General features: G+C 63.0%; 22 protein-coding genes. 12 read left to right on the top strand and 10 right to left on the bottom strand.

The window, feature by feature from the left end:
- Positions 1 to 52: 52 nt before the first annotated feature.
- From rpoD to PLAV_RS11735, 3 genes are all read right to left on the bottom strand, one after another.
- Complete coding sequence (rpoD, locus tag PLAV_RS11745; protein WP_012111237.1) at positions 53 to 2,023, bottom strand: RNA polymerase sigma factor RpoD; 1,971 nt, start codon at positions 2,021 to 2,023, stop codon at positions 53 to 55.
- A 316-nt stretch (positions 2,024 to 2,339) separates the two neighbouring features.
- Positions 2,340 to 4,241: a DNA primase gene (dnaG, locus tag PLAV_RS11740; RefSeq protein WP_012111236.1), complete on the bottom strand. Its 1,902-nt coding sequence runs from the start codon at positions 4,239 to 4,241 to the stop codon at positions 2,340 to 2,342.
- 75 nt (positions 4,242 to 4,316) lie between these two features.
- Positions 4,317 to 4,781: a GatB/YqeY domain-containing protein gene (locus tag PLAV_RS11735; RefSeq protein ID WP_012111235.1), complete on the bottom strand. Its 465-nt coding sequence runs from the start codon at positions 4,779 to 4,781 to the stop codon at positions 4,317 to 4,319.
- Between the two features lie 356 nt (positions 4,782 to 5,137).
- Between PLAV_RS11735 and carA the strand changes: the two genes are divergently transcribed.
- The 3 genes from carA (at position 5,138) to greA (ending at position 10,317) form a co-directional block, all read left to right on the top strand.
- Positions 5,138 to 6,346, top strand: coding sequence for a glutamine-hydrolyzing carbamoyl-phosphate synthase small subunit (gene carA / locus PLAV_RS11730; protein WP_012111234.1), 1,209 nt, complete (start codon positions 5,138 to 5,140; stop codon positions 6,344 to 6,346).
- A gap of 63 nt (positions 6,347 to 6,409) precedes the next feature.
- On the top strand, positions 6,410 to 9,649 hold the full coding sequence (gene carB, locus PLAV_RS11725; RefSeq protein WP_012111233.1) for a carbamoyl-phosphate synthase large subunit: 3,240 nt from the start codon (positions 6,410 to 6,412) through the stop codon (positions 9,647 to 9,649).
- Between the two features lie 194 nt (positions 9,650 to 9,843).
- Positions 9,844 to 10,317, top strand: a complete 474-nt coding sequence (greA, locus tag PLAV_RS11720) for a transcription elongation factor GreA (RefSeq protein ID WP_041535976.1) — start codon at positions 9,844 to 9,846, stop codon at positions 10,315 to 10,317.
- 6 nt (positions 10,318 to 10,323) lie between these two features.
- On the opposite strand, the gene PLAV_RS11715 is transcribed toward greA, so the two are convergent.
- Positions 10,324 to 10,809, bottom strand: coding sequence for an Lrp/AsnC family transcriptional regulator (locus PLAV_RS11715; protein ID WP_012111231.1), 486 nt, complete (start codon positions 10,807 to 10,809; stop codon positions 10,324 to 10,326).
- Between the two features lie 118 nt (positions 10,810 to 10,927).
- Here PLAV_RS11715 and PLAV_RS11710 point away from each other — a divergent pair, with 118 nt between their 5' ends.
- The 3 genes from PLAV_RS11710 to PLAV_RS11700 all read left to right on the top strand — a co-directional run bounded on the left by PLAV_RS11710 (position 10,928) and on the right by PLAV_RS11700 (position 14,733).
- On the top strand, positions 10,928 to 11,935 hold the full coding sequence (locus PLAV_RS11710; protein ID WP_012111230.1) for a mitochondrial fission ELM1 family protein: 1,008 nt from the start codon (positions 10,928 to 10,930) through the stop codon (positions 11,933 to 11,935).
- A gap of 123 nt (positions 11,936 to 12,058) precedes the next feature.
- Positions 12,059 to 12,718 carry a 2OG-Fe(II) oxygenase family protein gene (locus PLAV_RS11705; protein ID WP_041535975.1) on the top strand — a complete coding sequence of 220 codons (660 nt, stop codon included), beginning with the start codon at positions 12,059 to 12,061 and terminating at the stop codon, positions 12,716 to 12,718.
- Positions 12,719 to 12,753: 35 nt separating this feature from the next.
- Positions 12,754 to 14,733, top strand: a complete 1,980-nt coding sequence (locus PLAV_RS11700; RefSeq protein WP_012111228.1) for a hypothetical protein — start codon at positions 12,754 to 12,756, stop codon at positions 14,731 to 14,733.
- A 46-nt stretch (positions 14,734 to 14,779) separates the two neighbouring features.
- On the opposite strand, the gene PLAV_RS11695 is transcribed toward PLAV_RS11700, so the two are convergent.
- A complete protein-coding gene (locus PLAV_RS11695; RefSeq protein WP_012111227.1) occupies positions 14,780 to 16,576 on the bottom strand; it encodes a tetratricopeptide repeat protein in 1,797 nt (598 codons plus the stop codon).
- A gap of 343 nt (positions 16,577 to 16,919) precedes the next feature.
- Between PLAV_RS11695 and PLAV_RS11690 the strand changes: the two genes are divergently transcribed.
- From PLAV_RS11690 to PLAV_RS11680, 3 genes are all read left to right on the top strand, one after another.
- Positions 16,920 to 17,525, top strand: coding sequence for a peroxiredoxin (locus PLAV_RS11690; protein ID WP_012111226.1), 606 nt, complete (start codon positions 16,920 to 16,922; stop codon positions 17,523 to 17,525).
- A 100-nt stretch (positions 17,526 to 17,625) separates the two neighbouring features.
- Positions 17,626 to 18,630, top strand: a complete 1,005-nt coding sequence (trxB, locus tag PLAV_RS11685) for a thioredoxin-disulfide reductase (RefSeq protein ID WP_012111225.1) — start codon at positions 17,626 to 17,628, stop codon at positions 18,628 to 18,630.
- A gap of 142 nt (positions 18,631 to 18,772) precedes the next feature.
- Positions 18,773 to 19,699: a sulfotransferase domain-containing protein gene (locus PLAV_RS11680; RefSeq protein ID WP_012111224.1), complete on the top strand. Its 927-nt coding sequence runs from the start codon at positions 18,773 to 18,775 to the stop codon at positions 19,697 to 19,699.
- On the opposite strand, the gene PLAV_RS11675 is transcribed toward PLAV_RS11680, so the two are convergent.
- Positions 19,696 to 20,388 carry an HAD family hydrolase gene (locus PLAV_RS11675; RefSeq protein ID WP_012111223.1) on the bottom strand — a complete coding sequence of 231 codons (693 nt, stop codon included), beginning with the start codon at positions 20,386 to 20,388 and terminating at the stop codon, positions 19,696 to 19,698. The two genes, PLAV_RS11680 and PLAV_RS11675, sit on opposite strands and share 4 nt — an antisense overlap.
- Positions 20,389 to 20,428: 40 nt before the next feature.
- A complete protein-coding gene (locus tag PLAV_RS11670; RefSeq protein ID WP_012111222.1) occupies positions 20,429 to 20,896 on the bottom strand; it encodes a Dps family protein in 468 nt (155 codons plus the stop codon).
- A 164-nt stretch (positions 20,897 to 21,060) separates the two neighbouring features.
- Between PLAV_RS11670 and PLAV_RS11665 the strand changes: the two genes are divergently transcribed.
- On the top strand, positions 21,061 to 21,873 hold the full coding sequence (locus tag PLAV_RS11665) for a M48 family metallopeptidase (RefSeq protein WP_012111221.1): 813 nt from the start codon (positions 21,061 to 21,063) through the stop codon (positions 21,871 to 21,873).
- 53 nt (positions 21,874 to 21,926) lie between these two features.
- On the opposite strand, the gene PLAV_RS11660 is transcribed toward PLAV_RS11665, so the two are convergent.
- The 3 genes from PLAV_RS11660 to PLAV_RS11650 all read right to left on the bottom strand — a co-directional run bounded on the left by PLAV_RS11660 (position 21,927) and on the right by PLAV_RS11650 (position 24,050).
- Positions 21,927 to 23,129 (bottom strand): pyridoxal phosphate-dependent aminotransferase, encoded by a 1,203-nt coding sequence (locus PLAV_RS11660; protein ID WP_012111220.1) that lies wholly within the window; start codon positions 23,127 to 23,129, stop codon positions 21,927 to 21,929.
- A 96-nt stretch (positions 23,130 to 23,225) separates the two neighbouring features.
- On the bottom strand, positions 23,226 to 23,858 hold the full coding sequence (locus tag PLAV_RS11655; protein WP_012111219.1) for a pyridoxamine 5'-phosphate oxidase family protein: 633 nt from the start codon (positions 23,856 to 23,858) through the stop codon (positions 23,226 to 23,228).
- A 12-nt stretch (positions 23,859 to 23,870) separates the two neighbouring features.
- Positions 23,871 to 24,050, bottom strand: a complete 180-nt coding sequence (locus PLAV_RS11650; protein ID WP_012111218.1) for a DUF1272 domain-containing protein — start codon at positions 24,048 to 24,050, stop codon at positions 23,871 to 23,873.
- 103 nt (positions 24,051 to 24,153) lie between these two features.
- On the opposite strand from PLAV_RS11650, the gene pdxR reads away from it, so the two are divergent.
- Positions 24,154 to 25,659, top strand: coding sequence for a MocR-like pyridoxine biosynthesis transcription factor PdxR (gene pdxR, locus PLAV_RS11645; RefSeq protein ID WP_012111217.1), 1,506 nt, complete (start codon positions 24,154 to 24,156; stop codon positions 25,657 to 25,659).
- 10 nt (positions 25,660 to 25,669) lie between these two features.
- Positions 25,670 to 26,284, top strand: a complete 615-nt coding sequence (locus PLAV_RS11640) for a glutathione S-transferase family protein (RefSeq protein WP_012111216.1) — start codon at positions 25,670 to 25,672, stop codon at positions 26,282 to 26,284.
- The last annotated feature ends 65 nt before the right edge of the window (positions 26,285 to 26,349 follow it).

Below are 26,349 nucleotides of genomic sequence, written 5' to 3'. Positions count from 1 at the left end.
GAGAGGGAAGGGTGAGGGCGCAAGCCCGCGGAAGGGTGAGGGGCCTTGAAGCTTAGTTGTCGAGGAACGAGCGCAACTTCCGGCTGCGGCTCGGGTGCTTCAGCTTGCGGAGCGCCTTGGCTTCGATCTGGCGGATGCGTTCGCGCGTTACCGAGAATTGCTGGCCGACTTCTTCCAGCGTGTGGTCGGTGTTCATGCCGATGCCGAAGCGCATGCGGAGCACGCGCTCCTCGCGCGGCGTGAGCGAGGCCAGCACGCGGGTCGTCGTCTCGCGCAGGTTCGACTGGATCGCGGCGTCGATCGGTAGGATCGCGTTCTTGTCCTCGATGAAGTCGCCGAGGTGGCTGTCTTCCTCGTCGCCGATGGGCGTTTCGAGCGAGATCGGCTCCTTCGCGATCTTCAGCACCTTGCGGACCTTTTCGAGCGGCATGCCGAGCTTTTCGGCGAGCTCTTCCGGCGTCGGCTCGCGACCGATTTCGTGGAGCATCTGGCGCGAGGTGCGCACCAGCTTGTTGATCGTCTCGATCATGTGGACCGGGATGCGGATGGTGCGCGCCTGGTCCGCAATCGAGCGCGTGATCGCCTGACGGATCCACCACGTCGCATAGGTCGAGAACTTGTAGCCGCGGCGGTATTCGAACTTATCGACCGCCTTCATGAGGCCGATATTGCCTTCCTGGATGAGATCGAGGAATTGCAGCCCGCGGTTCGTGTATTTCTTGGCGATGGAAATGACGAGGCGGAGGTTTGCTTCCACCATTTCCTTCTTGGCGATGCGCGCCTCGCGCTCGCCCTTCTGCACGCCCGAAACGATGCGGCGGTATTCCTGGATGTCGAGGCCGGTTTCGGAGGCGAGCGTCTGGATTTCCTGACGGAGATCCTTCACCTGGTCGCGCTCATCCTTCGTGAAGTTGACCCAGCCCTTGCCCTTCAGGCGGCTGACGCGGCGAATCCAGTTCGGGTCGAGCTCATTGCCGAAATACTGCTTCAGGAATTCGTCGCGCGGGATGCCGTGGCTTTCGGCGAGACGCAGCAGGCGTCCTTCGAGACCCATCAGGCGCTTGTTGATCGCGTAGAGCTGCTCGACAAGGCTTTCGATGCGGTTGTTGTTGAGCGAAAGGCTCTTCACTTCCTCGATGAGGTCCGATGTGAGCTTCTGGTATTTCTTTTCCTGCGCGGAGGAAAGCGCCTCGCCCTGCAGCGCCAGTTCGACCTTCTGGTCCTGCAGCTTGCGGAGCTTCTTGTAGTCGGCGGCGATGGTGTCGAAGGTTTCGAGAACCTTCGGCTTCAGCTCGGCTTCCATCGCGGCGAGCGACATGGAGTTGTCGTCCTCGCCATCCTCGTCGACTTCTTCCTCTTCCGGTTCGATGCGCGGCGGCGCCTCGCCGGCGAGTGCGGCCTGGCTGTGGTCGACCTTCTTCGCATCGGGACCGGCGAAAGTGGCGTCGAGATCGATGATGTCGCGAAGGAGAATCTTTCCCTCGTTCAATTCGTCGCGCCAGATGATGATGGCCTGGAAGGTGAGCGGGCTTTCGCAGAGCCCGGCGATCATGGTTTCGCGGCCGGCCTCGATGCGCTTGGCGATAGCGATTTCGCCTTCACGCGACAGAAGCTCGACGGAACCCATTTCGCGCAGATACATGCGGACCGGATCGTCCGTCCGGTCGAGCGAGGACGAGGTGGTGGTCGTGGTGGCGACGGCCTTGCCAGTGGGCGCCTCTTCGTCGTCGCGGTCTTCATCCGCTTCGCCGTCGGCGCCTTCGGCGTTGTCCTCGGCCTCGTCGTTCTCGACGACATTGATGCCCATTTCCGAGAGCATCGACAGCGTGTCCTCGATCTGCTCGGAGGAGAACTCCTCGGACGGCAGAACCTTGTTCAACTCGTCATAGGTGACGAAGCCGCGCGCCTTGGCGGCCTTTATCATCTTCTTGACTGCCGCATCGGACATGTCGAGAAGCGGCCCATCCTGCGGCGCCTCGGGTGCCGCTTCGGGTGCTTCCGTCTGTTCCGCTGTCTTCGCCATCCAATAGTCTCCGCCTTTTCCGGCCCGTCGCGCATCGTCGCAGGGATGCGCCGGACCGGCCCAATACCGATATGAAGTAGGCCTCTATTCCCTCAGGACCAGAGCGCAGAACGGTGCCGACGCTTTTGCCGCAGCAAAACGGAGCGGAAGTATAAAAAGAGGACGGACATCCGGGGTCTGCCCGGTTGCCTTGCCCTCGCCTGTTTCCGTTCCTGTCGTCTGGATGCCCCGGCGGTCCCCTGAACGGTGACCCGCTCGCCTGCCGAAGCCGCTCTGCCCTCAAATCCCGCTGGTTGACCGACCCCGATTACTTATCCTAGCCCAACCCGTCCGCCACTTCCGAGCGCTCGAGTTGCGCATGGATGGCTTGCAGGCGGGCGAAATTCTCTTCCGTCATCTCTTCCGCCAGCGCGCGCTCGGCGGCCTTCAATTCAGCTTGCAGGACGATTGCCCGGCGATGCCGCGCCAGCGTGTGCAGAAAACCTGCCTCCGCCTCATCCGGCGCCGCATCGGGCCAGGCAAACCGGTCGCTTTTGAAGGCCGAACCGGCCTCCAGCCGCCGCGCAATTTCCGCCAAATCCCTGCTCAGCAAGTGGTTCCTCAGCGCTTCTCTTTCAAGGGGCGCATGGAGGGCGGCTATATCTATGATTTCATTGCGTAATCTGTCAAGCGCCGGGGTGCCGATCTCGACCCGGGAGACCTCTTCGGCGTAATTCTCCAAGAGTTCCGGGTGGTTAAGGAGGGTCAGCAGCAGCAACGCCTCCCGGCTGCGCTCGCCCCCGCCGCCGCTTGCGAGCGCCGAACGGCGCAATTCGGGCGTGATCGGAGGAATGTAGTCCCGGTCCCGGTTAAAGGTGCCTTTCTTGAAGGGCCGGCCGAACTGGCCGCGCGGGAAACGGTTCTGGCCGAGCCCCGCCCGCTGGCCGCCCCGCGCGCTGCCGCCGAAGAACTGCTGGACCTTGGCCCTGAGATTGTCGCTGTAGTGGCCGCGCACTTTCGGGTCCGAAATGGTGGCCACCGCCGCCTCGAGATCGGCTTCGAGCTTGGCGCGGCGCTCCGGCGTGTCCCATTGGCCGGCGGAGATTTCCTTCTCCCAGACCATCTCCGCGAGCGGGCGCGCCTTCGCCAGGATGTCGCGCATCGCCTGCCCGCCTTCCTCGCGCACGAGATCGTCCGGGTCTTTCCCTTCCGGCAGCAGCGCGAAGCGGAGCGAATGGCCGGGCTTCAGCAGCGGAAGCACGCGCTCGACCGCCCGGTAGGCGGCGCGGAGCCCCGCTTTATCGCCATCGAAACAGAGGATGGGCTCCGGCGCCATCCGCCAGAGAAGCGCGATCTGGTCTTCGGTGAGCGCGGTGCCAAGCGGCGCGACCGCATTGTCGATGCCGCCCTGCGAAAGCCCGATCACATCCATATAGCCTTCGACGGCGATCACCGTGCCTTCGTCATAGGCGGGCTTGCGGGCGCGGTTGAGGTTGTAGAGAACACGGCCCTTGTGGAAGAGCGGCGTGTCCGGCGAGTTCAGATATTTGGCCTTCGCGTCCGAAGCAAGCGCGCGGCCGCCAAAGGCGATGACGCGGCCACGGGCATCCGCAATCGGAAACATCACGCGGTTGCGGAAACGGTCATGTGGCTCGCGGATGTCAGGGCCGGAGATGATGAGACCCGCTTCCGCCATCTGCTCTTGCGTCACGTCGCGCGACTTGAGGTAGCGCATCAGCGCGGTGCGGTCGGCCCGCTCGTCTCCCGGCGCATAGCCGACGCCGAAATCGTCCAGCGTTTTCGCTTTCATGCCGCGCCGGTCGAGATAGGCCCGCGCTTCCGCACCTGCGCCCTCCTGCAATTTCTGCCGGAAGAACTGCGCCGCCATTTCCATCACGTCGATAAGGGTGGCCGCCTCCTTCTCGCGCTCGGCGACGAAGGAGTCTCGCTTCGGCATTTCCATGCCGGCCTCGGCGGCGAGCCGCTCCACCGCCTCGATGAAGGAGAGGTTCTCGGTCTTTTCGAGGAACTTGATGACGTCGCCATGTTCGCCCGACGAGAAGCAATGGAAGAATTGCTTGTCGTCATTGACGGTGAAGCTTGGGCTCTTCTCGTTGGAGAAAGGCGACAGGCCCACGAACTCCCTGCCCCGCCTTATGAGCTTCACCTTGCGCCCAACGACCTCCGAGACGCGAATGCGCCCCTTCAACTCGTCAAGAAAGGCCTTGGGGAAGGACATGGAGTAAAGCGCTCAAAGCTCGGGGATCGGGGGGCCATTGTGCCACCCGGCCCCGGCCTTAGCGAGTCGGACAGCTCAGGTCAGCTTCGCCTTCACAATGGCGCCGGCCTTGGCGAAGTCCATTTGTCCGGCATGGCGCTTTTTCAGCTCGCCCATCACGCGGCCCATGTCCTTGATGCCGGAGGCGCCGGTTTCGGCGATCACGGCGGCCACGGCGTCTTCCGTCTCGCTGTCGGAGAGCTGCTTCGGCAGGAAGCTCTCGATGATCTCGATTTCTTCCTTCTCCTGCTGGGCAAGCTCCATGCGGCCGGCGGATTCGTACATGCCGACCGATTCGCGGCGCTGCTTCACCATTTTGGAGAGGACTTCGAGGATTTCGGCATCGCTCACGCCTGCGTCCCGCCCATCGGTGCGGCCGGCGATGTCGCGGTCCTTGAGGGCGGCCTGGATGAGGCGCAGCGTCGACATGCGGCGCTTGTCCTGGGCCTTGGTGGCTTCGGTGAGCCCTTGCTTGATGCTGTCCCGCAGGCTCTGGCTCATCGGTTTTCTCCAACAGAAGAGGAAGCGGCGGCGGCTCCGCCCGGCGCGCTCCCGGAAAAGCGGCACGCTAAACCAAAGGCAGCAGGGGCGCAATCGGAGACCGCACTGCAGCACTATTCACAACCCATTGAATTCATTGATATTTTTTGCCGGACAGCCTGCTTGACGGAAATCGGTCCATCCCTTAGTGTCCGCGAAATTCAACGGGAAACTGAGTCTGCCGCGCGGGATTTCTTGCCGCGCCAAGTCATGGCGGACCCTTCCTCCCCTGGAGTTGCCAGTATGAAGGTGTCGACGAAAGCCGCCACGGAACGGCGCGCGCCCAAGGGCCCGCAAAGTTCCGGGGAGGAATCGGCATGAGTGCGCCTTCTTCCGACAAACCGATCAACGCGACGAGTAGCCCCATGACCGCGACCGAGACACCGACCGCCCTCCTCGTTCTGAAGGATGGCACGGTGCTTCCAGGGCGCGGCATCGGCGCGGTCGGCGACGCGGTCGGCGAGGTCTGCTTCAACACGGCGATCACGGGCTATCAGGAAATCCTGACGGACCCCTCCTATGCCGGCCAGATCATCACCTTCACCTTCCCCCATATCGGCAATGTCGGCACCAATGACGAGGACATCGAGACCTCCAACCTCGCCTCGCTGTCCGGCGTGCGCGGCATGGTGATCCGGGCCGACATCACCAGCCCCTCCAATTACCGCTCGGCGAAACATCTCGATCAGTGGCTGAAGACGCGCGGCATCATCGGCCTTTCCGGCCTCGACACGCGCGCGCTGACGCGGCGCATCCGCGAGAAGGGCTCGATCGACGGGCTGATCGCGCATGATCCCTCCGGCAAGTTCGACATTCCGGCGCTAATCGCGAAGGCGCGCGAATGGCCCGGCATGGTCGGCCTCGACCTCGTGAAGGACGTGACCTGCGGCCAGAGCTACACCTGGAACGAGGCGCGCTGGAGATGGGGCTGCGGCTACGAGCCGGGCCACGAGATGAAACACCGCGTCGTCGCCATCGACTACGGCATCAAGCGCAACATCCTGCGCTGCCTGACGAGCACGGGCTGCGAGGTGACGGTCGTTCCCGCCGAGACCAAGGCCGAAGACATATTGGCGATGAACCCCGACGGCGTCTTCCTCTCGAACGGCCCGGGCGACCCGGCCGCGACCGGCGAATATGCCGTGCCGGAAATCAAAAAGCTCGTCGCGAGCGGCAAGCCCGTCTTCGGCATCTGCCTCGGCCACCAGATGCTTGCGCTGGCCTTGGGCGCGAAGACCGAAAAGATGCATCAGGGCCATCACGGCGCGAACCATCCCGTGAAGGACTACACGACCGGCAAGGTCGAGATCACCTCGATGAACCACGGCTTCGCCGTCTCTCGCGAGTCGCTGCCCGGCACGGTCGAGGAAACGCATGTCTCGCTCTTCGACGGCTCGAATTGCGGCATCCGCCTGAAGGACCGCCCCGTCTTCTCCGTGCAATACCACCCGGAAGCTTCGCCGGGCCCGATGGACTCCCATTACCTCTTCGAACGCTTCGTGAAGCTGATCGAGGAGGGGAAGTGATTACTGCGGCGCAGTTCAAAAGCGAATGTCACACCACTTCAGCACTTACCGGTAACCGATAGCATGCCCAAACGTACAGATATCAAAAGCATCATGATCATCGGCGCGGGGCCGATCATTATCGGGCAGGCGTGCGAGTTCGATTACTCCGGCACGCAGGCCTGCAAGGCGCTGAAGGACGAGGGCTACCGGATCATCCTGGTGAACTCGAACCCCGCCACGATCATGACGGACCCGGAGCTGGCGGACGCGACCTATATCGAGCCGATCACGCCGGAAGTCGTCGCGAAGATCATCGAAAAGGAACGGCCCGACGCACTGCTGCCGACCATGGGCGGACAGACCGCGCTCAACACCGCGCTGGCGCTTGCCGACATGGGCGTGCTGGAAAAATTCGGCGTCGAGATGATCGGCGCCAAGCGCGAAGCGATCGAGATGGCCGAAGACCGCCAGCTCTTCCGCGACGCGATGGACCGCATCGGCCTCGAAAGCCCGCGCTCGCGCGTCGCCCACAATATGGAAGAAGCCCTTGCGGCGCTTGAGTTCGTCGGCCTGCCCGCGATCATCCGCCCCTCCTTCACCATGGGCGGCACGGGCGGCGGCATCGCCTATAACCGGCAGGAATTTTCCGACATCATCGAAAGCGGCCTCGACGCGAGCCCGGTGAACGAAGTGCTGGTCGAGGAAAGCGTGCTCGGCTGGAAGGAATACGAGATGGAAGTCGTCCGCGACAAGGCGGACAACTGCATCATCATCTGCTCCATCGAAAACGTCGACCCGATGGGCGTCCATACCGGCGACTCGATCACGGTCGCCCCCGCGCTGACGCTGACAGATAAGGAATACCAGGTGATGCGGAACGCGAGCATCGCCGTGCTGCGCGAGATCGGCGTCGAGACCGGCGGCTCCAACGTGCAGTTCGCCGTCAACCCGAAGGACGGCCGCCTCGTCGTCATCGAAATGAACCCGCGCGTCTCGCGCTCCTCGGCGCTCGCCTCCAAGGCGACGGGCTTTCCGATCGCGAAGGTCGCCGCAAGGCTCGCCGTCGGCTACACGCTGGACGAACTCAGAAACGACATCACCAAGGTCACGCCCGCGAGCTTCGAGCCGACCATCGACTATGTTGTCACGAAAATTCCGCGCTTCGCCTTCGAGAAATTCGCGGGCGCCGAAAAGCTGCTCGGCACGGCAATGAAATCCGTCGGCGAAGCCATGGCCATCGGCCGCACCTTCCAGGAGTCGCTCCAGAAGGCGCTGCGCTCGATGGAAACGGGCCTCACCGGCCTCAACGAAGTGACCGTGCCCGGCATGGGCGAAGGCGACGACAAGAACGCCATTCGCGCCGCGCTCGGCCGCCCGACGCCGGACCGCCTGCTCGTGATCGCGCAGGCGCTGCGCGAGGGCATGAGCCACGATCAGATACAGGCCTCCTGCTCCTACGATCCCTGGTTCATCGAACAATTGCAGGGCCTCATCGACGCGGAAGCGGAAGTGCGTGGCAAAGGCCTGCCGCAGACGAAAGCGGAAATGCGCCGCCTGAAGGCGATGGGATTTTCCGATGCGCGGCTCGCGGAACTTGCAAGGAGCGAGGAGGAAGCCGTGCGCAAGGCGCGGCGCGAGATGGGCGTGCGCCCGGTCTACAAGCGCATCGATACCTGCGCGGCCGAGTTCGAAAGCCTGACGCCCTACATGTATTCGACCTATGAGACCGATTTCGACGGCAAGGCCGATTGCGAGGCCGATCCTTCCGGCCGCAAGAAGGCGATCATCCTCGGCGGCGGACCGAACCGCATCGGCCAGGGCATCGAATTCGACTATTGCTGCTGTCATGCGGCTTTCGCACTCGCCGAAATCGGCATCGAAAGCATCATGGTCAACTGCAACCCGGAAACCGTGTCGACCGACTACGACACGTCCGACCGGCTCTATTTCGAACCGCTGACCGCCGAAGACGTGCTGGAACTGATCGACCTTGAAATGTCGAAGGGAACACTGCTCGGCGTCATCGTTCAGTTCGGCGGGCAGACGCCGCTGAAACTCGCGAACGACCTCGAACGCGCCAAGGTGCCGATCCTCGGCACCTCGCCCGACGCCATCGACCTCGCCGAAGATCGCGACCGCTTCTCCGCGCTGCTCGAAAAGCTCGGCCTGAAGCAGCCGCCGAACGGCATCGCGCGCTCCGCCGCCGAAGCGAAGATGATCGCCGAGCGCATCGGCTACCCGGTCGTCATCCGCCCCTCCTACGTGCTGGGCGGCCGCGGCATGGAAATCGTGCGCGACGCGGCGCATCTCGACCGCTACATCAACGAAGCGGTGATCGTGTCCGGCAAGAGCCCTGTGTTGATCGACTACTATCTGCGCGACGCCATCGAGGTGGACGTCGATGCGCTCTGCGACGGCAAGGACGTCGTCATCTGCGGCATCATGGAGCATATCGAGGAAGCTGGCGTTCATTCCGGCGACAGCGCCTGTTCGCTGCCGCCCTATTCGCTGAAACGCGAAACCATTGCCGAGATCGAACGTCAGACGCGCGACATGGCGCTGGCGCTGAATGTCGGCGGGCTGATGAACGTGCAATACGCGATCCAGGACGGCACGATCTATGTGCTCGAAGTGAACCCGCGCGCCTCGCGCACCGTGCCCTTCGTCGCAAAGGTGATCGGCGAGCCGGTGGCGAAGATTGCGGCCAAGGTCATGGCGGGCGAAAGCCTTGCAAGCTTCAACCTGAAGCCGGATGCGCATGGCCGCGTCGCGGTGAAGGAAGCGGTCTTCCCCTTCGCGCGCTTCCCCGGCGTCGATACGATCCTCGGGCCGGAAATGCGCTCGACCGGCGAAGTAATGGGCCTCGACAGGAGCTTCGCCGTCGCCTTCGCCAAGAGCCAGCTCGGCGGCGGCACCAAGGTGCCGGTGACCGGCACCGTGTTCGTGTCGGTGAAGGACAGCGACAAGGCGAAGATCGTGGCGCCCGCGAAGAAACTCCTCGACATGGGCTTCAAGCTGGTCGCGACGGGCGGCACGCAGCGCTATCTCGCGGAACAGGGCATTGAGGTCGGCACCATCAACAAGGTGCTCGAAGGCCGGCCGCACATCGTAGACGCGATCAAGAACGGCGAGGTCGCCCTCGTCTTCAACACCACGGAAGGCGCCCAGGCGCTCTCCGACTCGATGTCGCTCCGCCGTTCGGCCCTGATGATGAAGGTGCCTTATTATACGACCGTGGCGGGCGCCCGCGCGGCCGTGGAAGGCATCGACGCCATCCGCAAGGGTCAACTGGAAGTCGCGTCCCTCCAGTCCTATATTTAAGGACAGGCGGGCCCGTATCCGGGCGGGCATCGCAAATCGCATTTGACCTGCCCCGCCGTGCTCCCCACAATCGGATGGTTGTCCCGCCTTCGGGGCTCCGAAAGGAGCCCGGCGGGATTTTCATCAAGACACGAGGCCAAAGCCCGGCGAAACCCGCCAAGGGCGGATAAACCCAAGAGAGATCGTCGAGAGAAATGGAAAAGGTTCCAATGACTTCCGAGGGCTACAAGTCCCTGGAAGAGGAGATCAGGTTTCTTAAGTCTGTGGAGCGGCCGCGCATCATCAAGGCGATCTCCGAGGCGCGCGCGCATGGCGATCTCAGCGAAAATGCCGAGTATCACGCGGCGAAAGAGCAGCAGGGCCTGAATGAGAGCCGTGTGGCGGAGCTTGAGGACAAGATTTCTCGCGCCGAAGTCATCGACGTCTCGAAACTCTCCGGCGACACAGTGATGTTCGGCGCGACGGTGAAGCTTGTCGACGAGGACACGGAAGAGGAAGTTAGCTACCAGATCGTCGGCGAGATCGAAGCTGACGTGAAGCAGGGCCGCGTTTCCATCACCTCCCCCATCGCCCGCGCGCTGATCGGCAAATCGGTCGGCGACAGCGTCGAAGTCGTGACGCCCGGCGGCGGCAAGAGCTACGAAATCCTGAAGATCAGCTTCGGTTGAACGCCTCTACTCTTCTTCGAGCATTTCAACGGGCACTCCAGGCAGGTGTTTCGACTGCCGGATGGTGAGCGAGGTGCGCACGCTGGCGACATTGGGAGCCGGCGTAAGTTTTTCGGTGAGAAAGCTCTGGAAGGTGGAGAGGTCCGGCGCGACACACTTCAATATGAAGTCGATTTCGCCGTTCAGCATGTGGCACTCGCGGACCAGCGGCCATGTCGCGACTTCCGCCTCGAACGCCTTGAGGTCGGCTTCCGCCTGGCTGTGAAGCCCGACCATCGCGAAAACCGTCACCTCGAAGCCGAGCGCGCGGCCATTGAGATCGGCGTGATAGCCGCGGATCAGCCCGGCATTTTCCAGCGCCCGGACCCGGCGGAGGCAAGGCGGCGCCGAAATGCCGACACGCGAGGCAAGGTCGACATTGGTGATGCGCCCATCCGCCTGCAACTCGGCGAGGATCTGCAGGTCGATATGATCGAGCTTGGCCCGCTTCATGGCCCAGTCCCCCGAAGAAGCCGGAGAATAGTTCCGGCGTGACTTGTGGATGGCGGCGTTTTACTTACTCTGAATGCCAGCCCGATTCAGCAATAAAATTACCCGATAGCGCACGAATATGACCGAAACCGGCTCCAAAAGCGACGCCGACGCCCATTTCCGCCACGCAGCGGCTGGCCTCAGCGTCTGGGTGCTGACCAACGGCATGGCCGGTTTCGAAACGCAGGTCATCGGTATCGCCGAGGCGCTGGGGGCAACGCCTGTGATAAAGCGCGTGACGCCAGGCAAGCCCTGGCGTTGGCTGGCACCTTGGGGCCCAGCCCAACCGAACCCGGAAATAGCCCCTCCCTGGCCGGACCTGCTGATCGCTTCCGGCCGCCAGTCCATCCCCTATGCGCGGATGATCCGGCGGAAATCCGGCGGCAAAACCTTCACAGCGATCCTGCAGGACCCGCGCGTGGCGCCGTCGCATTTCGATTTCGTCTGGGCACCCGCCCATGACCGGCTGGAAGGCCCGAACGTGCTGTCGACCGTGGTTTCGCCCCACCGGCTGACGCGCGAACGGCTCGCGACGGAAGCAGCAAAATTCGCGCCCGAAGTCGCCTCCCTGCCCCGCCCGCGCGTCGCCGTACTGCTGGGCGGCACAAATTCCGTATACAGCCTGACCGAAGCCGTCGCCGCGCGGATTGGCGCACAACTTGCCGGACTGACAGAACATTATGGCGCGGGGCTGATGGTGACGCCGTCGCGCCGCACCGGCGAGGCGCAGTCGCGGATCATCCGCGAGGCACTGGCGGGCCGCCCCGCGCTCATGTGGGACGGCACGGGCGACAACCCCTATTTCGGCTTTCTCGGCCTTGCCGACGCCGTGGTCGTCACCTGCGATTCCGTCAACATGGTCGGCGAGGCGGCATTCACCGGAAAGCCGGTATATGTGATCGAACTCGAAGGCCAATCCCCGAAGTTCCGCCGTTTTCTGGATGCGGTCTACGCCACGGGCGCGGCGCGGCCTTTTGTCGGCCAGCTTGAAAGGTGGGAGTACGAGCCATTAAATGCTACCGATGAGATTGCGCGCGCCATAGCGGCGCGGCTTGAGAAGCACAAGGCACAACCCGAAAAGGGTTAATCCGTGCGGCAATTGGCAGCCGCGACATTTGGATCATTGCCAGCGGCCCGGTCGCTTCCGCAAGATCGCCAATATAAAGCGCCCGCCACACGAAGCGGGCACGACAACAAGGCAGACGGCACAATGAGCTTGCTCGACATCGACGCGCTGCGCGCAACACCGCTGAAGACCGAACCTTATGAATATCTCGTCGTTCCCGCCTTCGTGACGGGCAAGGCGCTCGACAGCGTGATCGCGGATTTTCCGAAGATCGACTCCACCGGTTCGATCCCGCCGAGCGAACTCGACATCTATGGCAGCTTCGACAAGTTGCTCGCCGAGATGAACGGACCGGAATTCCAAAAAGTCATCGAGGAAAAATTCAACGTCGATCTTTCCGGCCGGCCGACCATGTTCACCATCCGCGGCTATTGCAGCCGCTCGAACGGCAAGATCCACACTGATACGCCGTCGAAGATCATCACCGTGCTCCTCTACCTCAATCAGGATTGGGAAGCAGGCGGCGGGCGGCTTCGTATCCTGCGCTCCGGCACCGACCTGAACGACGCAGTGGAGGAAGTCTCGCCCAATGGCGGCACCCTCCTCATCTTCAAACGATCCGACAATTCTTGGCACGGCCACGAGCCCTTCGAAGGCCAGCGCCGCGCCATCCAGATGAACTGGGTGCGCGATGAAGATGTGGTGCAACACGAGCAACGCCGTCACCGCTTCACCTCGACGCTGAAGCGCCTCAACCCGTTCGGCTCTCGCGCCACCCGCGAAGCCGCCCAAGACAATTATTGAGAACGCGGCGCGACGAGGCGCCCAGGGTATAAAGCATGACGCTCGCTATCGAGACCTTCAAGAATGCCGACCTGTCGCATGGCTGGCGGCCCGGTAACAACGCCGGTGGTGCGACGCTCTTCAAGGCGCTCGGCCACCCGCTGACCGCACCGAAGGGCCATGCGCTGATCGCGGACCTTGCCAAGGCGGGGCCCGTCGCCATCTACGATCCCTCCGGCACAATCGGCAATTTCCACGCTTACTACGACCTCTCGCGTCTCGATGTCGCCGGCTATTTCGTGCAGCGCATAGAGGATTTGGATGCGGTCTTCCTGGGCCATGACGCGCAGCCCGTGAATGCGATGAAGAACAGCCGTGCCAAATCCGTGCTGGTCCTCGCCTTCGACGCACAGAAGACGCTGCCCTCCATTTCTCATGTCTTTCCGGACGGCGCGCGCATCGCAACGCTGGACGATATTCGCCTGCCCGACGACATGCTCACAAACAAGTCGAACTATCTCGACCCGTTGAACTTCGCCACCAACTTCGCGCTGATGCGCGAGAAGAAAGGGGCGAATGGCGTCGACGGTATTCACACGCGCGTCGCCAGCGCGAATTACTGGGGTCTCCACGGTGCGGATAATCCGGAGCTTTGGCTCTGCCTCTTCGGCGAAAAGGGCGAACAGCTTGCAGAGTGGCGAGAGACCTTGCCGTGCGCTGGCGCACCCTTCGCCATCGACAGCGCCGAAGTGCGGAACCGCTTCGGCCTCGATGACTTCACCGGCTCACTCTTCATCCATGCCGTGCGCATCAAGGGCCACGACGTCGTCAAATATGCACTCGACATGTATGGCGAGAACGGACTGGCGCTCTCCTGCAGCCACGACGCGAATGCCTGGCCGGCGGATTATTATGCCGGCATGCCCGCCGGCGACGCGGACGAGCGCGTGACGCTCTTCGTGCAGAATTCGCATCCGATGCCGATCCCACCGCGCACGGTCGGTCTCAACATCATGGGCGCTCAGGACGTTTCCTGGTACGAGGACGAAATCCCGCCCTTCGGTACGCGCGGCATTCCGGTGGAGAGCCTGCTGCCACACGCCAAATGGCCGGACCAGATCGAGGTTGTGGCAGGCCGCTATTTCGTGCGTCCGCGTTATGAGGTGAAGCGCGAAGGCGGCCAGCGCCGCATCGCGCATGCCAATGTCGAACGGACAGACCTGAAGCCGAACCCGGAAATCGCCAAGCTCGAAAAACATATGGGCAAGGGCTACATCATGCCGCTGCCCATCCTGCCGCGCGACCACTTCGCAACCGTGATGCTGCCGACGCCGATGGCGCGCGACGAACACGAAATGCCGCTGCGCGCGGAGATGATCGACGCAACCGGCGAAATCGTCTCCACCAAATTTCTCGGCCGCATCCCGCGCCGCGAAAGCGTGGAAGTCGATATCGAGGCATGGATGAAGGAGGAAGCGCTGAAGCTTCCCTCAGGCTACGGCCATGTCGAATTCCTCTACGACTTCCGCGACGGCGGCGACGGCAATGGCTGGCTCCACGCACTCGGCCGCTTCGAGCAGAAATCGAGCGGCCACCGCGCCGAAACGATCTTCGGCGCGCATATCTACAACACCGCCGTCATCTACAAGGACGAACCGCAGAGCTACACCAACAAGCCGCCGGGGCTGACGACGCGCCTCTTCCTGCGCGTGGCTGGCCCCGCGCTGGAGAACGGCGCGCTCGATACGCTCTGCCACCTGATCTACCCGGCCTCGACGCCCTGGCACCCGAAAAGCTCGACCATGCTCATCCTGCATGATGCGGAAGGAAAACCGGTCGCGGAAACGAAAGTGGAAATCGCCTGCGGCGGCTCCTTCCACTGGCGCCTGTCGGAAATGTTCAGCCGCGAAGACCGCGAGCGCATGGGCGGCGCCGGCTATGTGATCATCCGCGACACCACCTGCCGCCTCTTCGGCTTCCACGGCATGGTCAACGGCGACAAGAGCTTCTGCCTCGATCACATGTTCGGGTTTTGAGAGATAAAAAAGCCACCGCAATCGCAATGCGGTGGCTTTTGTCTTTCTACAGCCGGTCGAGCGTGATGGCGCCCGGATCGAACGCGGCCTTGCGCAGCAGTTCCGCCGTATAGCTCACCGCCCCGTCGCCCGCGGCTTCCTGCGCCTTCATCAGCCCGTAAAGCGACCACGCATTGTTGGGGTGACGAACCAGCGCGGCGCGAAACCGTGCCACCGCCGCGTCCGCGTCGCCCGCTTCGAGCAACACCGCTCCAAGCGTCTGCTCGACCGGATAGTACCAGTAAGGCGGCTCCGAATAGATGAGGCCGTCCTGGAGCGCGAGCGCCTCTTCGAGCTTCGCGCGCGCGGCATCGAGCGCGCCCTCGCGCTGGTCGATACGGGCGCGCAGCACCGTTTCGGAGAGAAGCAGAATGTTGCCCGCCGGCACATTTGCGGCGGCGAGCGGTGCCAGCGCTTCGTCGCTCCGAAGCGCCGCTATGGCATCGGCTTCCGTTCGCGCCGCCGCGAGATCGCCCGCGCGCACAGCGGCCACGCCCTGCACATAGCGCCATATGCCCTTGACGAAAGGAAGATTGTCCGGCGGCTCCGGCATGTTGGCGATGTCATCCGCCGATCCGAATTCGAGATAGGCATAGTAGGGCGCGACCTTGACGGGCTGCACGATTGCAGCGGAAGTCACTGCTTCGAAGGGAATAAGCCCGTCGAGCTTCCGCGCATAGTCGAGCGCCGTCTTCGCATCGCCCGCCATCTGCGCCGAGACCAGAACGAAATGGACGTTGTGCGGGTAATAGCCGTAGCGATAGATGGGGGACCCCTCCGTCTTCGCCAGATAGGCTTCGTCCACCGCGACCGCGCGCACATTCGTTTCGAGCGAGTCGAGATAGCGTCCGACACGGAAATAGATATGGCCCGGCATATGGACGAGATGCCCCGCCCCCGGCATCAGATCGGCGAGACGCCCCGCGCCTTTCTCCGCCCGCTCCGGCATCGCGGAGGCTTCCATCAGATGAATCTGGAGATGGATCGCGCCCGCATGGTTCGGGTTCGCGGCGAGAACCCTTTCCACCGCTGCAATCGCACCGGCAATATGGGGCCTCGGCGTCTTGTGATCCCGCTCCCAGTAATTCCACGGCGAAAGATCCATCTGCGCTTCTGCGTAGAGGACCGCAATGTCCTGGTCGCCGGGATAGCGCTTGTGAATTTTTTCCATGGCCTCCGCATAACGCTTGTCGAGTTCCGCGCGGGTCTCTTCGCCATCCGCCACGTAGCGCAGCGCCAGCGCCTCGATCAGCGCCCGCTCTTTCGCGGATGCCTTGCCCGCGAACGCCTTCGCCTTTTTTATCGCGGCAACCGCCGGATTTTCCTCACCCGCATCCATCGGCGCATTGATGTTGGGGCCGCGCGCCTTCGCCTCGCCCCAGTAGCACATGGCGCAACCGGGATCGATCCGCTGCGCCTCCTGAAACGCGCGGATCGCCTCCCAGTGATTGAAGCCGTAAAGCAGTGCAAATCCCTGATCGAAATAAATCTGCGCCTCTTCGCTCGCGGTCGTGATCCGGACCGTACGGTCGCCGAGGCCCGGCCAGAGCGGCAGCTTTTCGTCGGCGGCGTTCGTCGCCGCTCTCGCCGAGGCCGCCAGCGCCAGCTGAAATGAGGGTTTGAAGAAAGCCGCGCGCTCCCTGCTCCCGCGCCCGCACTGGTTCTGCGCGACCAGCCGCGGATCGAGCAATATTTCAAGTTCGGCTTGCGACGGCTTCGCCTCCTGCGGCGGAACGCTCGCGAACAAGGCAGCGCCTGCAACGGCTGAAGCGCCGATGGCGAGCAGGAAAGGCGATCTGGCCATGGTGATTCCCCTTTTGTCCGGATGATGCGTGCCGGAACCTACTCAAGGCCGCGCCGGCGTACAAAAGCAAACGGGAGGAAACGGCGGAACGGTCAAATGAAAAGATGTCCCGGTCAAAGCTGCGGATAGCGGCAGCGCGGCGACAGGCCAAAAAGGGCCTTCAACCCTCTGGCAACCGCATCCGAATCTCCCTAAATCCTGTGAGTTCCCTGAACCATCCACCCCCATCTATTGCCCTGCTATTTTGTCGCAGCGCAGCAAATTCCCTTGAATATGTTTTAGAATGCGTCTAAATAACGGGAAATCACCGGCCCCATCCATTCAGTTCAAAGGAGTTTCCCGAATGGCCGTTCTCGTAGGCAAACAGGCCCCCGATTTCACCGCCGCTGCCGTCCTGCCGGATGGCGATATCGTGGAGGACTTCAATCTCCGCAATTATCTCAACGGCTCTTACGGGCTCGTTTTCTTCTATCCGCTCGACTTCACCTTCGTTTGCCCTTCGGAAATCCTCGCTTATTCGAACCGCGTGCCGAAGTTTGAGGCGATGAACGTCAAGGTGATCGCGGTCAGCGTCGACAGCCAGTTTACGCATGCCGCCTGGCGCAACACCGCTCCGAACGATGGCGGCCTCGGCCCGGTCAAGTTCCCGATGGTGGCCGACATGACGAAGCAGATCGCGCGCGACTATGACGTGCTGATCGAAAAGGACGGCGTGGCGTTGCGCGGCACCTTCCTGATCGACCGCGAAGGCGTGGTCCGCCACCAGCTCGTCAACGACCTGCCGCTCGGCCGCAACGCCGACGAGGCGCTCCGCATGGTCGATGCGCTGCAGTTCCACGAGGAACATGGCGAAGTCTGCCCCGCTGGCTGGCAGAAGGGCCAGGAAGGCATGAAGGCGGACGCCGCCGGCGTTGCCAAATATCTCGGCGCCCACGCCGAGGCCCTCTAAGCTGCCTTTTGGCGGGCCCTCCCCGTCCCTATATAGTGGACAGGCGGGCCCGCCACCCCACACTCGCATCGCCCGAAGCGTAAAGCCGAACGGAAGCATCATGTCGGAAAAGAAGCACTCGAAAGTCCTCATCGTCGGCGGCGGCGCCGCCGGCTACACGGCCGCGATCTATGCCGCGCGCGCCATGCTTGAGCCGGTGCTCATTCAGGGCATCCAGCCGGGTGGTCAGCTCACCATCACGACCGATGTCGAAAACTATCCAGGCTTCGCCGAGGCCGTTCAGGGCCCCTGGCTGATGGAGCAGATGGAAGCGCAGGCGCGCCACATGGGCACCGAGATGGTGGCCGACACGATCGTCTCCGCCGACCTTTCGAAGCATCCCTTCGAGCTCAAGGGCGACAGCGGCACGCTCTACACGGCCGACGCGCTCATCATCGCGACGGGCGCACAGGCGAAGTGGCTCGGCATTCCCTCCGAAGAGAAATTCCAGGGCTTCGGCGTCTCCGCCTGCGCCACCTGCGATGGTTTCTTTTATCGCGGCAAGGAAGTGCTGGTCGTCGGCGGCGGCAACTCGGCCGTCGAGGAAGCGCTGTTCCTCACGAACTTCGCCACCAAGGTGACGGTGATCCATCGCCGCGACACGTTCCGCGCCGAAAAGGTCATGCAGGAGCGTCTCTTCAATCATCCGAAGATCGAAGTGATCTGGGATTCGGCAATCGACGAGATTCTCGGCACCGAAAACCCGCCCGGCGTCACCGGCGCGCGCATCAAGAATGTGAAGACCGGCGAGACGCGCGAGCTGAAAGCCGACGGCGTCTTCATGGCGATCGGCCATTCGCCCGCCACGGAACTCTTCAAGGATCAGTTGAAGACCAAGGCCGGCGGCTACCTCGTGACCGCGCCGGACTCGACCGCGACCAGCATCCCCGGCGTCTTCGCCGCGGGCGATGTGACGGACGACATCTACCGTCAGGCCGTCACTGCCGCTGGCATGGGCTGCATGGCGGCGCTCGAAAGCGAACGCTGGCTTGCCGGCAAGGATGCCGAAAAGGCCGGCATCGGTCCCGACCCGGTGGAGCGTGCCCGTCAGGCGGAAACCGCCTGAACGGACAGCGGCCGAGCACGAAAACAACCGCCCGGGGCCAAGTTCCGGGCGGTTTTTTGTGCCTCCCCTACTTCCCCGATCATCCGGGCAGGGATAATCTCCCGGCGAAATTGACGTCTCGCTATACGTTTCGGGGGGAACGATGACGACGCCGGATATCGCGTGGCCGAAAAAACGCCGCGAAATGCACAGCCATCACTTTGAATCGACCGTCTGGAACGACTTCAGGTTTCGCGACGGCGACATCATCATCTCGACCTATGCGAAATCGGGAACGACCTGGACGCAGCAGATCGTCGGACAACTGATTTTCAACGGCGCCGAGAATGTGCCGGTGAACGAGCTGTCGCCCTGGCTCGATCTGCGTGTACCACCCGCCGAAGTGAAGCTGGCGACGATGGATGCGCAGACGCATCGCCGTTTTCTCAAGACGCATCTTCCTGTGGACGCACTCGTCTATTCGCCGAAGGCCAGATACATCTATATCGGCCGCGACGGGCGCGACGTGCTCTGGTCCATGTACAACCACCACGCCAACGCGAACGATGCCTTCTATGAGGCGTTGAACGAAACGCCCGGCCTTGTCGGCGAAAAACTCGATCGCGTCACGACGGACGTCCGTACTTATTTCAACGATTGGGTCGCGCGCGACGGCTATCCCTTCTGGTCTCTCTGGGAGAATGTTTCGAGCTGGTGGGCGATCCGCCACCTCCCGAATATCCACTTCATGCATTTCGACATGATGAAACGCGACATGGAAGGCGAGATCCGCCGCCTCGCGAGATTTCTGGACATTGAGGTGGACGAAACGCGCTGGCCGGCGATCGTCGAACATTGCACCTTCGACTACATGAAGAAACACGCGGACAAGAGCGCACCGCTCGGCGGCCTGCTCTGGGAAGGCGGCGCCTCCACCTTCATCAACAAGGGTACGAACGGCCGCTGGCGCGACGTGCTGAGCGCAGAAGAATGCGCCAACTACGAGGCTCTCGCACGGGAGAAGCTGGGCGCGGAATGCGCGCACTGGCTGATGACCGGCGAAGGACTGGACGTGGTGCGCGCGGCCTAATTGCCGGCAAGCAGATCGAGCAAGGCGCTCATGTCGCGAATGACATGGGCGCCTTCGCTTTTCAGGCCCGCTGCATCCGTATGTGGATCGCCCGCATAGCCGACGACCGGCATGCCCGCCGCCACCGCCGCCTGCACGCCGGGCACGCTGTCCTCGATCACGAGACAGGCTTCCGGCGCATGGCACATTTCCTTCGCCGCATGGAGAAAGAGATCCGGTGCGGGCTTGCCTCGCGCCACCTGCTCCGCGCTGAAGAGAACATCCTCCACCAGCGGCAGCAGTCCCGTTGCACCAAGCGTGAAGCGCATCTTCTCGAACTTGCCCGACGAGGCGACGCAGAAGGGAATGCCCTTCGCGCGCAACGCCAGCAGGGCTTCTTCCGCCCCCGCGACAGGCTCGATACCTTCGCCAAAGGCCTTCAGCGTTTCCTCGCGGATATAGGCGGGCCAATGCGCGCCCAATGACCGGCCAATAGCCGCCTCCACATGCTCCATCACGGCCTGCATGGTGCGGCCGACAAAGAGCCGGCGGCATTCCTCATAGCTGACATGGAAGCCATCTTCCGCCAGCACGCGCACAAGCAGCCGGTTCGACACCGTCTCGGTATCGACCAGCACGCCGTCGCAATCGAAAATGACAAGAGAGGGAGAAAAAGAAAACGCCATGCCGCGGAACATATCCGCGAACATGGCGCTTTCGGCATCAAATTTGATGACGGACGGTTACAGCCTATTCGAGAAGGCTGTGCAGCATCCAGGCGTTCTTCTCGCTCGCCTGCATCCGCTGCACCATCAGATCGGCGGTCACCTCGTCGTCTGCTTCATCGGCCTCCTTGAAGAGATCGCGCGCCGTCTTCACGACCTGCTCATGCCCCTTCACCAGGTTTTTCACCATCTGATCGGCGCTGGGCACGCTGTTGTCTTCCTGCAGCGAGGTGAGCTTGCTGAATTCGGCATAGGTGCCGGGGGCATAGGCGCCGAGCGCCCGGATACGCTCCGCGATTTCGTCCGTCGCCGCCCAGAGCTCCTGATACTGCTCCTCGAACATGAGGTGAAGCGAGCGGAACTGCGGGCCTGTTACGTTCCAGTGGTAGTTATGTGTCTTGAGATATAGCGTGTAGGTGTCCGCGAGCACGCGCGACAATCCTTCCGCGATATCGCTCCGGTCATTTGCTGCGATGCCTGTATCTACTTTCACGTCGCACCTCCTTTGTTCGATCCTGGGGCTTGTCTGCACTTTTATATAGTCTGCAAACAAAGATATGCAAGGTAGTTTAGAGTAATTCTAATCTAACGCGTGCCGCTGACAGCCAGGCGGCGCTGTCCTAAACTGACCCGCTATTACCGAACGGGAGAGCCGGAATGGACGTCAATCTTACATTTCTCGACCAGAAGCCGATTGAACTGAACCGCCGCCAGCTCGTGAAGGGTTTGGCTGCCGGCTATATCGTCGCGCTTTCGGGATGCGTAGACAATCCGGCATTGGGCAGGCAGCAACTGCTGCTCGTCTCCGAAGCGCAGATGACCCAGCTCTCCGCCTCCGCGTGGTCCCAAATCCGCGAGCAGCAAAAAGTTTCCACGAACCGGACCTTGAACAACCGCCTGAAGACGGCCGGTCCGCGTCTTGTGCAGGCGGCGGGCCTTCAAAACCAGGCCTGGGAATACACCGTCTTTCAGGGCGATGAGGCCAATGCCTTCGTACTGCCCGGCGGCAAAGTCGGCTTCTATGAAGGCATCTTCAAGCGGATGGAAAACGACGACCAGCTCGCCACCGTTCTCGGCCACGAAATCGCGCATGTCGCCGCCCGCCATTCGGCGGAGCGATACAGCCAGCAGGTGGCGTCGGGCATCGGCATGCAGGCGGCGCAGGTGGCGCTACAGGCAGGCGATGTCGGCGGCGCGGGCACCATCGCGGCCGTGCTCGGCGCGGGCCTGCAATTCGGCGTACTGCTCCCTTATTCCCGCACGCATGAACTGGAGGCCGACAGGCTTGGCCTCACCTATATGGCGAAGGCCGGCTACGACCCGCGCCAGTCGCTCCGCTTCTGGCAGAACATGACGGCTCAGCGCGGCAACGCCGCCCCGCCGCCGGAACTCATGTCGACACACCCCTCGGACACAACGCGCATAGCCGCGCTGCAACAGCAGCTCCGCAGCATGGGTTATCAGGTATGAAATGAAAAAAGCCCCGCGCCTTCCAGCGCGGGGCTCTTCAATTATGGCTTCGCTCAGCGCAGGCTGGCGCAGAAGCGCTGAATGCGCTCGCAGGCATCCGTCAGCTCTTCCGTGGAGGTCGCGTAGGAGATCCGGAAGAACGGCGACAATCCGAACGCCGCGCCATGCACGACCGAAACGCCTTCGGCTTCGAGCAGCGCCAACGCAAAGTCCTCATCGCTCTCGATGACCTTGCCGACCGTCGTCTCCTTGCCGATGCATCCCTCGCAGGACGGATAGACATAGAAGGCGCCTTCCGGCGTCGGGCATTTGATGCCTTTCGCCTGGTTCAGCATCGACACCACGAGATCGCGACGCTCCTTGAAGCTCGCGGCCCGCGTCGGAATGAAATCCTGCGGACCGTTCAGCGCCTCCACCGCCGCCCACTGGCTGATCGAAGTGGGGTTCGACGTCGACTGGCTCTGCACTTTCGTCATCGCCTTGATGAGCGGCTCCGGGCCCGCGCAATAGCCGATGCGCCAGCCCGTCATGGCATAGGCCTTCGACACGCCGTTCATCGTCAGCGTGCGCTCGTAAAGCCCGGGCTCGACCTCTGCCGGCGTCGCGAACTTGAAGCCGTCATAGGTCAGGTGCTCATACATATCGTCCGACAGGATCCAGACCTGCGGATGCTTCATCAGCACATCGGTGAGCTTCTTCAGCTCGTCATGCGTATAGGCAGCGCCCGACGGGTTGGATGGCGAGTTGAAGATGAGCCATTTGGTCTTCTTCGTGATCGCCTTTTCCAGTTCCTCCGGCTGCAGCTTGAAGCCGTTCTTCAGCGTCGTGTCGACCGTCACCGGCGTTCCGCCCGCGAGCAGCACGATGTCCGGATAGGACACCCAGTAAGGCGCCGGAATGATGACCTCGTCGCCGGGGTTCAGCGTCGCGATCATCGCGTTGTAGATGATCGGCTTGCCGCCTGGCGCAACGAAGGCCTGGTTCGGCTGATAGTCGAGCCCGTTCTCGCGCTTGAACTTGGCGCAGATCGCCGCCTTGAGTTCGGGAATGCCGTCGACGGCCGTGTACTTCGTCTTGCCCTCGCGGATCGCCTTGATGGCGGCTTCCTTGATGTTGTCGGGCGTGTCGAAATCGGGCTCACCGGCCGCAAGCGAGATCACGTCGCGGCCCAGGGCTTTCAGGTCGCGCGCTTTCTGCGTAGCGGCAATGGTTGCCGACGGCTGAATGCGGTTAAGCGCGTCCGAAATAAAGCCCATGTGAGTTCTCCATGAAGGCGGACAAAGAAACGGGCGCAACCTAAGCCCGCTCGCCCACCCGCGCAACAGGCTTCCTTCGGCAGGGGCCGACAAAGCTCACGCTGTCTCCTTTTCGGATTTCATGGCCGCATCCGGCACGTCCCGAACCGGTTCGCCGAACATGACCTGCATCGGCACCACACCTGCCCAGACAGGCAGGTCCATGTCTTCAGGATCGTCCAGCGGCCCGCCCGTCCGCACCTTGGCCGCAACCTCCACAAGTGGCAGCCGCAGCACCGCCGTCGCCTTCAATTCCTGTGTGTTGGTGGGCCTGGTCTCCTGCGGCCGCCCTGCCCGCGCCCGCCTGATGAACAGATCGAGAGCACGCGGCTTCTCCGCATCGGTCACCGCCTCCGCCACGCCATGCACCATCACCGAGCGGTAATTCATCGAATGGTGAAAAGCCGACCGCGCCAGCACCAGCCCGTCCATATGCGTGACGGTGAGGCACAGGGGCGCGCCGCCGCCCAGCACACGCATGAAGCGGCCCTTGCGCGCGCCGTGAAACAGCACGCTCTCGCCGTCCCGCACGTAAAAGAGCGGCAGCGATACCGGCCCCGCCTCATCCATGAAGGCGACATGGGCGACATAACCGGCATCGAGAATCGCATGCACGGTCTCGCGGTCATAAAGCGCGCGCTTCGCCACCTGCCGCACACGATAGGCCGGTGATGTCTCGTAATCGCTCATCGGCTGGTTCTCCTAAAGGTCCAGCATCCGCTTCGGCCGGGGCAGAAGCTCGCCGCCGCAATTCGGGCAGACATGCGCCATCGCTTCCGCGCAGGGCGGGCAGAAGGTGCATTCGAAGCTGCAGATTTCCGCCGCGCCGTCCCTGGGCGCGGGTGCCTCGCATTTCTCGCAGGCCGGTTTCATCTCAAGCATCGCTCTCTCCTTTCGATTGCGGCCCGGACTATTTGCCGAAATTGGACCTATCGAAAGGTCCATTCATGGAAATAGAATGGAGCCATAAACATGGAACAATCTCATGGCTTCTCCCCTCCCCCTCGGTACCCTCGCCCTCGACAATGAGGCCCAGACCCCGCTTTACCGCCAGCTCTATGATGCCTTGCGCGAGGCCATTCTCGACGGACGTCTCCATCCCGGCGCCCGCCTTCCCTCCTCGCGGGTACTCGCGGGCGATCTCGGCGTCGGCCGCAACACCGTGCTCGCCGCTTACGATCAATTGACGGCGGAGGGCTATCTTGAAGGTCAAGTGGGCTCGGGAACGCAGGTGGCTGCGATCCTGCCGGACAGCCTCTTGCAGCTTGACCGTCAGGCGCGGGCGATGCCGCTGAAAATCGCCGCGAGCAACATGCGCAAACTCTCGAAGCGCGGCGAGGCCCTGTCCGCCACGCGCCGCCTCGCCCCCGCCTACAAGCGCGGTCAGGGGCAGGCCTTCCAGCACGGCCTCCCCGCCATCGACCAGTTTCCCGCCTTGCTTTGGAGCCGCCTCCTCGCCCGCCACGCGCGCGACCCCCGCAATGGCTGCTTCGGCTACGAGGTGGGAATGGGCCTACCGGCCCTGCGCGAGGCGATCGCCGCTTATGCGGGCGCGGCGCGCGGCGTCGTCTGTACGGCGGATCAGGTAATCGTGACCGTCGGCGCACAAGGCGCTCTCGATCTCGCGGCGCGCATGCTGCTAGATCCGGGCGATCCGGTCTGGGTCGAGGACCCCGGCTATCTCGGCGCCCGCGGCGCATTTCTCGGCGCCGGCGCAGAACTTGTCCCCGTTCCCGTCGACGGCGAGGGCATCGACGTCGAAGCAGGCATCGCGCGCCACGAAACGCCGAAGCTCATCTATGTGACGCCCTCCCACCAGTTTCCGCTGGGCGCGACGCTCTCTCTTCCCCGCCGCCTCGCCCTCCTCGATCACGCCCGCCGCTCCGGCGCCTGGATCCTCGAAGACGACTACGATTCCGAATACCGCTATCAGGGCCGCCCCATCGCCTCGCTTCAGGGCCTCGACCGCGCCGGCACCGTCATCTACATGGGCACCTTCGCCAAGACGCTCTTTCCCGCCTTGAAGATCGGCTATCTCATCGTCCCCCAAAATCTCGTCGACGCCTTCGCCACCGCCATCCGCATCACCGGTCACGTGCCCCCCACCGCCGTCCAGGCGGCGCTGGCGGATTTCATCGGCGAAGGCCATTTCGGCGGCCATGTCCGCCGCATGCGCGCGCTTTATGCAGAGCGCCGCAACATCCTCCTTCGCGCGCTGGAAAACGAATTGTCGCCCTGGCTCCGCGCGGCTCCCGGCGAGGGCGGCCTGCAGCTATCGGCCTTCCTCGCCGACACCGCCGACGACAGGGCGATGGCGAGGGCAGCTTCCGAAGCCGGCATCCATGTGAGCCCGCTCTCGCTCTACCGTCTGGAAGAAGGCCGGCCGGGCTTGTATATGGGCTACGCCTCGGTGCCCGAGACCGACCTCGCCAAATCCGCCGGGCGCCTGGCCGCCACCCTGAAGGCTGCCGGATGCCCCCGGCACATATGAGAGAACCACCATGCGGCTCTACCAGATGCAGGACAGCGGCAACTGCTACAAGGTCCGCCTCCTCGCTCACAAGCTTGGCCTCCCCCTCGAACTCGTCGACATCGACATCCTGAAAGGCGAAAGCCGGACCGAAGACTTCCTCGCGCGCAATCCCAATGGCCGCGTGCCTGCGCTTGAGCTGGAAGACGGCACAACGCTGGCCGAGTCGAACGCCATCATGTTCTATCTCGCGGAAGGGACGCCCTTCCTGCCGCAGGACAGGCGCGCCCGCGCCCGGGCGCTGCAATGGATGTTCTTCGAGCAATACAGCCACGAGCCCTATATCGCGGTTGCCCGTTTCTGGTGGACCATCAAGCCGGGTGGCCGCGAGGAACGGAAGGACCGCTTTGCCGAATGGCACGAGCGCGGCTATCAGGCGCTCGCCGTCATGGAGCGTCACCTCGCCCGCCACGACTGGTTCGCCGGCAATGCCTGCTCCATCGCCGATTTCGCGCTTTATGCCTATACCCATGTCGCCCATGAAGGCGCCTTTGACCTCGCGCCCTACAAGGCAATCGGACGCTGGATGGACCGTATACGGAACGCGCCCGATCACATCCCGATGGAGTGGCGTTCGTCCGTGTGAACCGGCTTGAACACAAAATAGCCGCGAAAAGGGTCCGGTCTCGACGGGTTTAAAGAAATAATCCG

Source organism: Parvibaculum lavamentivorans DS-1 (assembly GCF_000017565.1).
Taxonomy (GTDB): domain Bacteria; phylum Pseudomonadota; class Alphaproteobacteria; order Parvibaculales; family Parvibaculaceae; genus Parvibaculum; species Parvibaculum lavamentivorans.
Note: the sequence above shows the minus strand (reverse complement) of the source record. Positions and strands in the feature narration are given on the sequence as shown.

Coding starts and splice junctions, on each gene's coding strand:
- pdxR (WP_012111217.1), top strand. CDS start 24,154: ATGGCTTCTCCCCTCCCCCTCGGTACCCTCGCCCTCGACAATGAGGCC.
- PLAV_RS11695 (WP_012111227.1), bottom strand. CDS start 16,576: ATGGCCAGATCGCCTTTCCTGCTCGCCATCGGCGCTTCAGCCGTTGCA.
- PLAV_RS11690 (WP_012111226.1), top strand. CDS start 16,920: ATGGCCGTTCTCGTAGGCAAACAGGCCCCCGATTTCACCGCCGCTGCC.
- PLAV_RS11640 (WP_012111216.1), top strand. CDS start 25,670: ATGCGGCTCTACCAGATGCAGGACAGCGGCAACTGCTACAAGGTCCGC.
- PLAV_RS11710 (WP_012111230.1), top strand. CDS start 10,928: ATGACCGAAACCGGCTCCAAAAGCGACGCCGACGCCCATTTCCGCCAC.
- greA (WP_041535976.1), top strand. CDS start 9,844: ATGGAAAAGGTTCCAATGACTTCCGAGGGCTACAAGTCCCTGGAAGAG.
- PLAV_RS11705 (WP_041535975.1), top strand. CDS start 12,059: ATGAGCTTGCTCGACATCGACGCGCTGCGCGCAACACCGCTGAAGACC.
- carB (WP_012111233.1), top strand. CDS start 6,410: ATGCCCAAACGTACAGATATCAAAAGCATCATGATCATCGGCGCGGGG.
- rpoD (WP_012111237.1), bottom strand. CDS start 2,023: ATGGCGAAGACAGCGGAACAGACGGAAGCACCCGAAGCGGCACCCGAG.
- PLAV_RS11735 (WP_012111235.1), bottom strand. CDS start 4,781: ATGAGCCAGAGCCTGCGGGACAGCATCAAGCAAGGGCTCACCGAAGCC.
- PLAV_RS11715 (WP_012111231.1), bottom strand. CDS start 10,809: ATGAAGCGGGCCAAGCTCGATCATATCGACCTGCAGATCCTCGCCGAG.
- PLAV_RS11650 (WP_012111218.1), bottom strand. CDS start 24,050: ATGCTTGAGATGAAACCGGCCTGCGAGAAATGCGAGGCACCCGCGCCC.
- PLAV_RS11660 (WP_012111220.1), bottom strand. CDS start 23,129: ATGGGCTTTATTTCGGACGCGCTTAACCGCATTCAGCCGTCGGCAACC.
- PLAV_RS11665 (WP_012111221.1), top strand. CDS start 21,061: ATGGACGTCAATCTTACATTTCTCGACCAGAAGCCGATTGAACTGAAC.
- trxB (WP_012111225.1), top strand. CDS start 17,626: ATGTCGGAAAAGAAGCACTCGAAAGTCCTCATCGTCGGCGGCGGCGCC.
- carA (WP_012111234.1), top strand. CDS start 5,138: ATGAGTGCGCCTTCTTCCGACAAACCGATCAACGCGACGAGTAGCCCC.
- PLAV_RS11655 (WP_012111219.1), bottom strand. CDS start 23,858: ATGAGCGATTACGAGACATCACCGGCCTATCGTGTGCGGCAGGTGGCG.
- PLAV_RS11675 (WP_012111223.1), bottom strand. CDS start 20,388: ATGTTCGCGGATATGTTCCGCGGCATGGCGTTTTCTTTTTCTCCCTCT.
- PLAV_RS11680 (WP_012111224.1), top strand. CDS start 18,773: ATGACGACGCCGGATATCGCGTGGCCGAAAAAACGCCGCGAAATGCAC.
- dnaG (WP_012111236.1), bottom strand. CDS start 4,241: ATGTCCTTCCCCAAGGCCTTTCTTGACGAGTTGAAGGGGCGCATTCGC.
- PLAV_RS11700 (WP_012111228.1), top strand. CDS start 12,754: ATGACGCTCGCTATCGAGACCTTCAAGAATGCCGACCTGTCGCATGGC.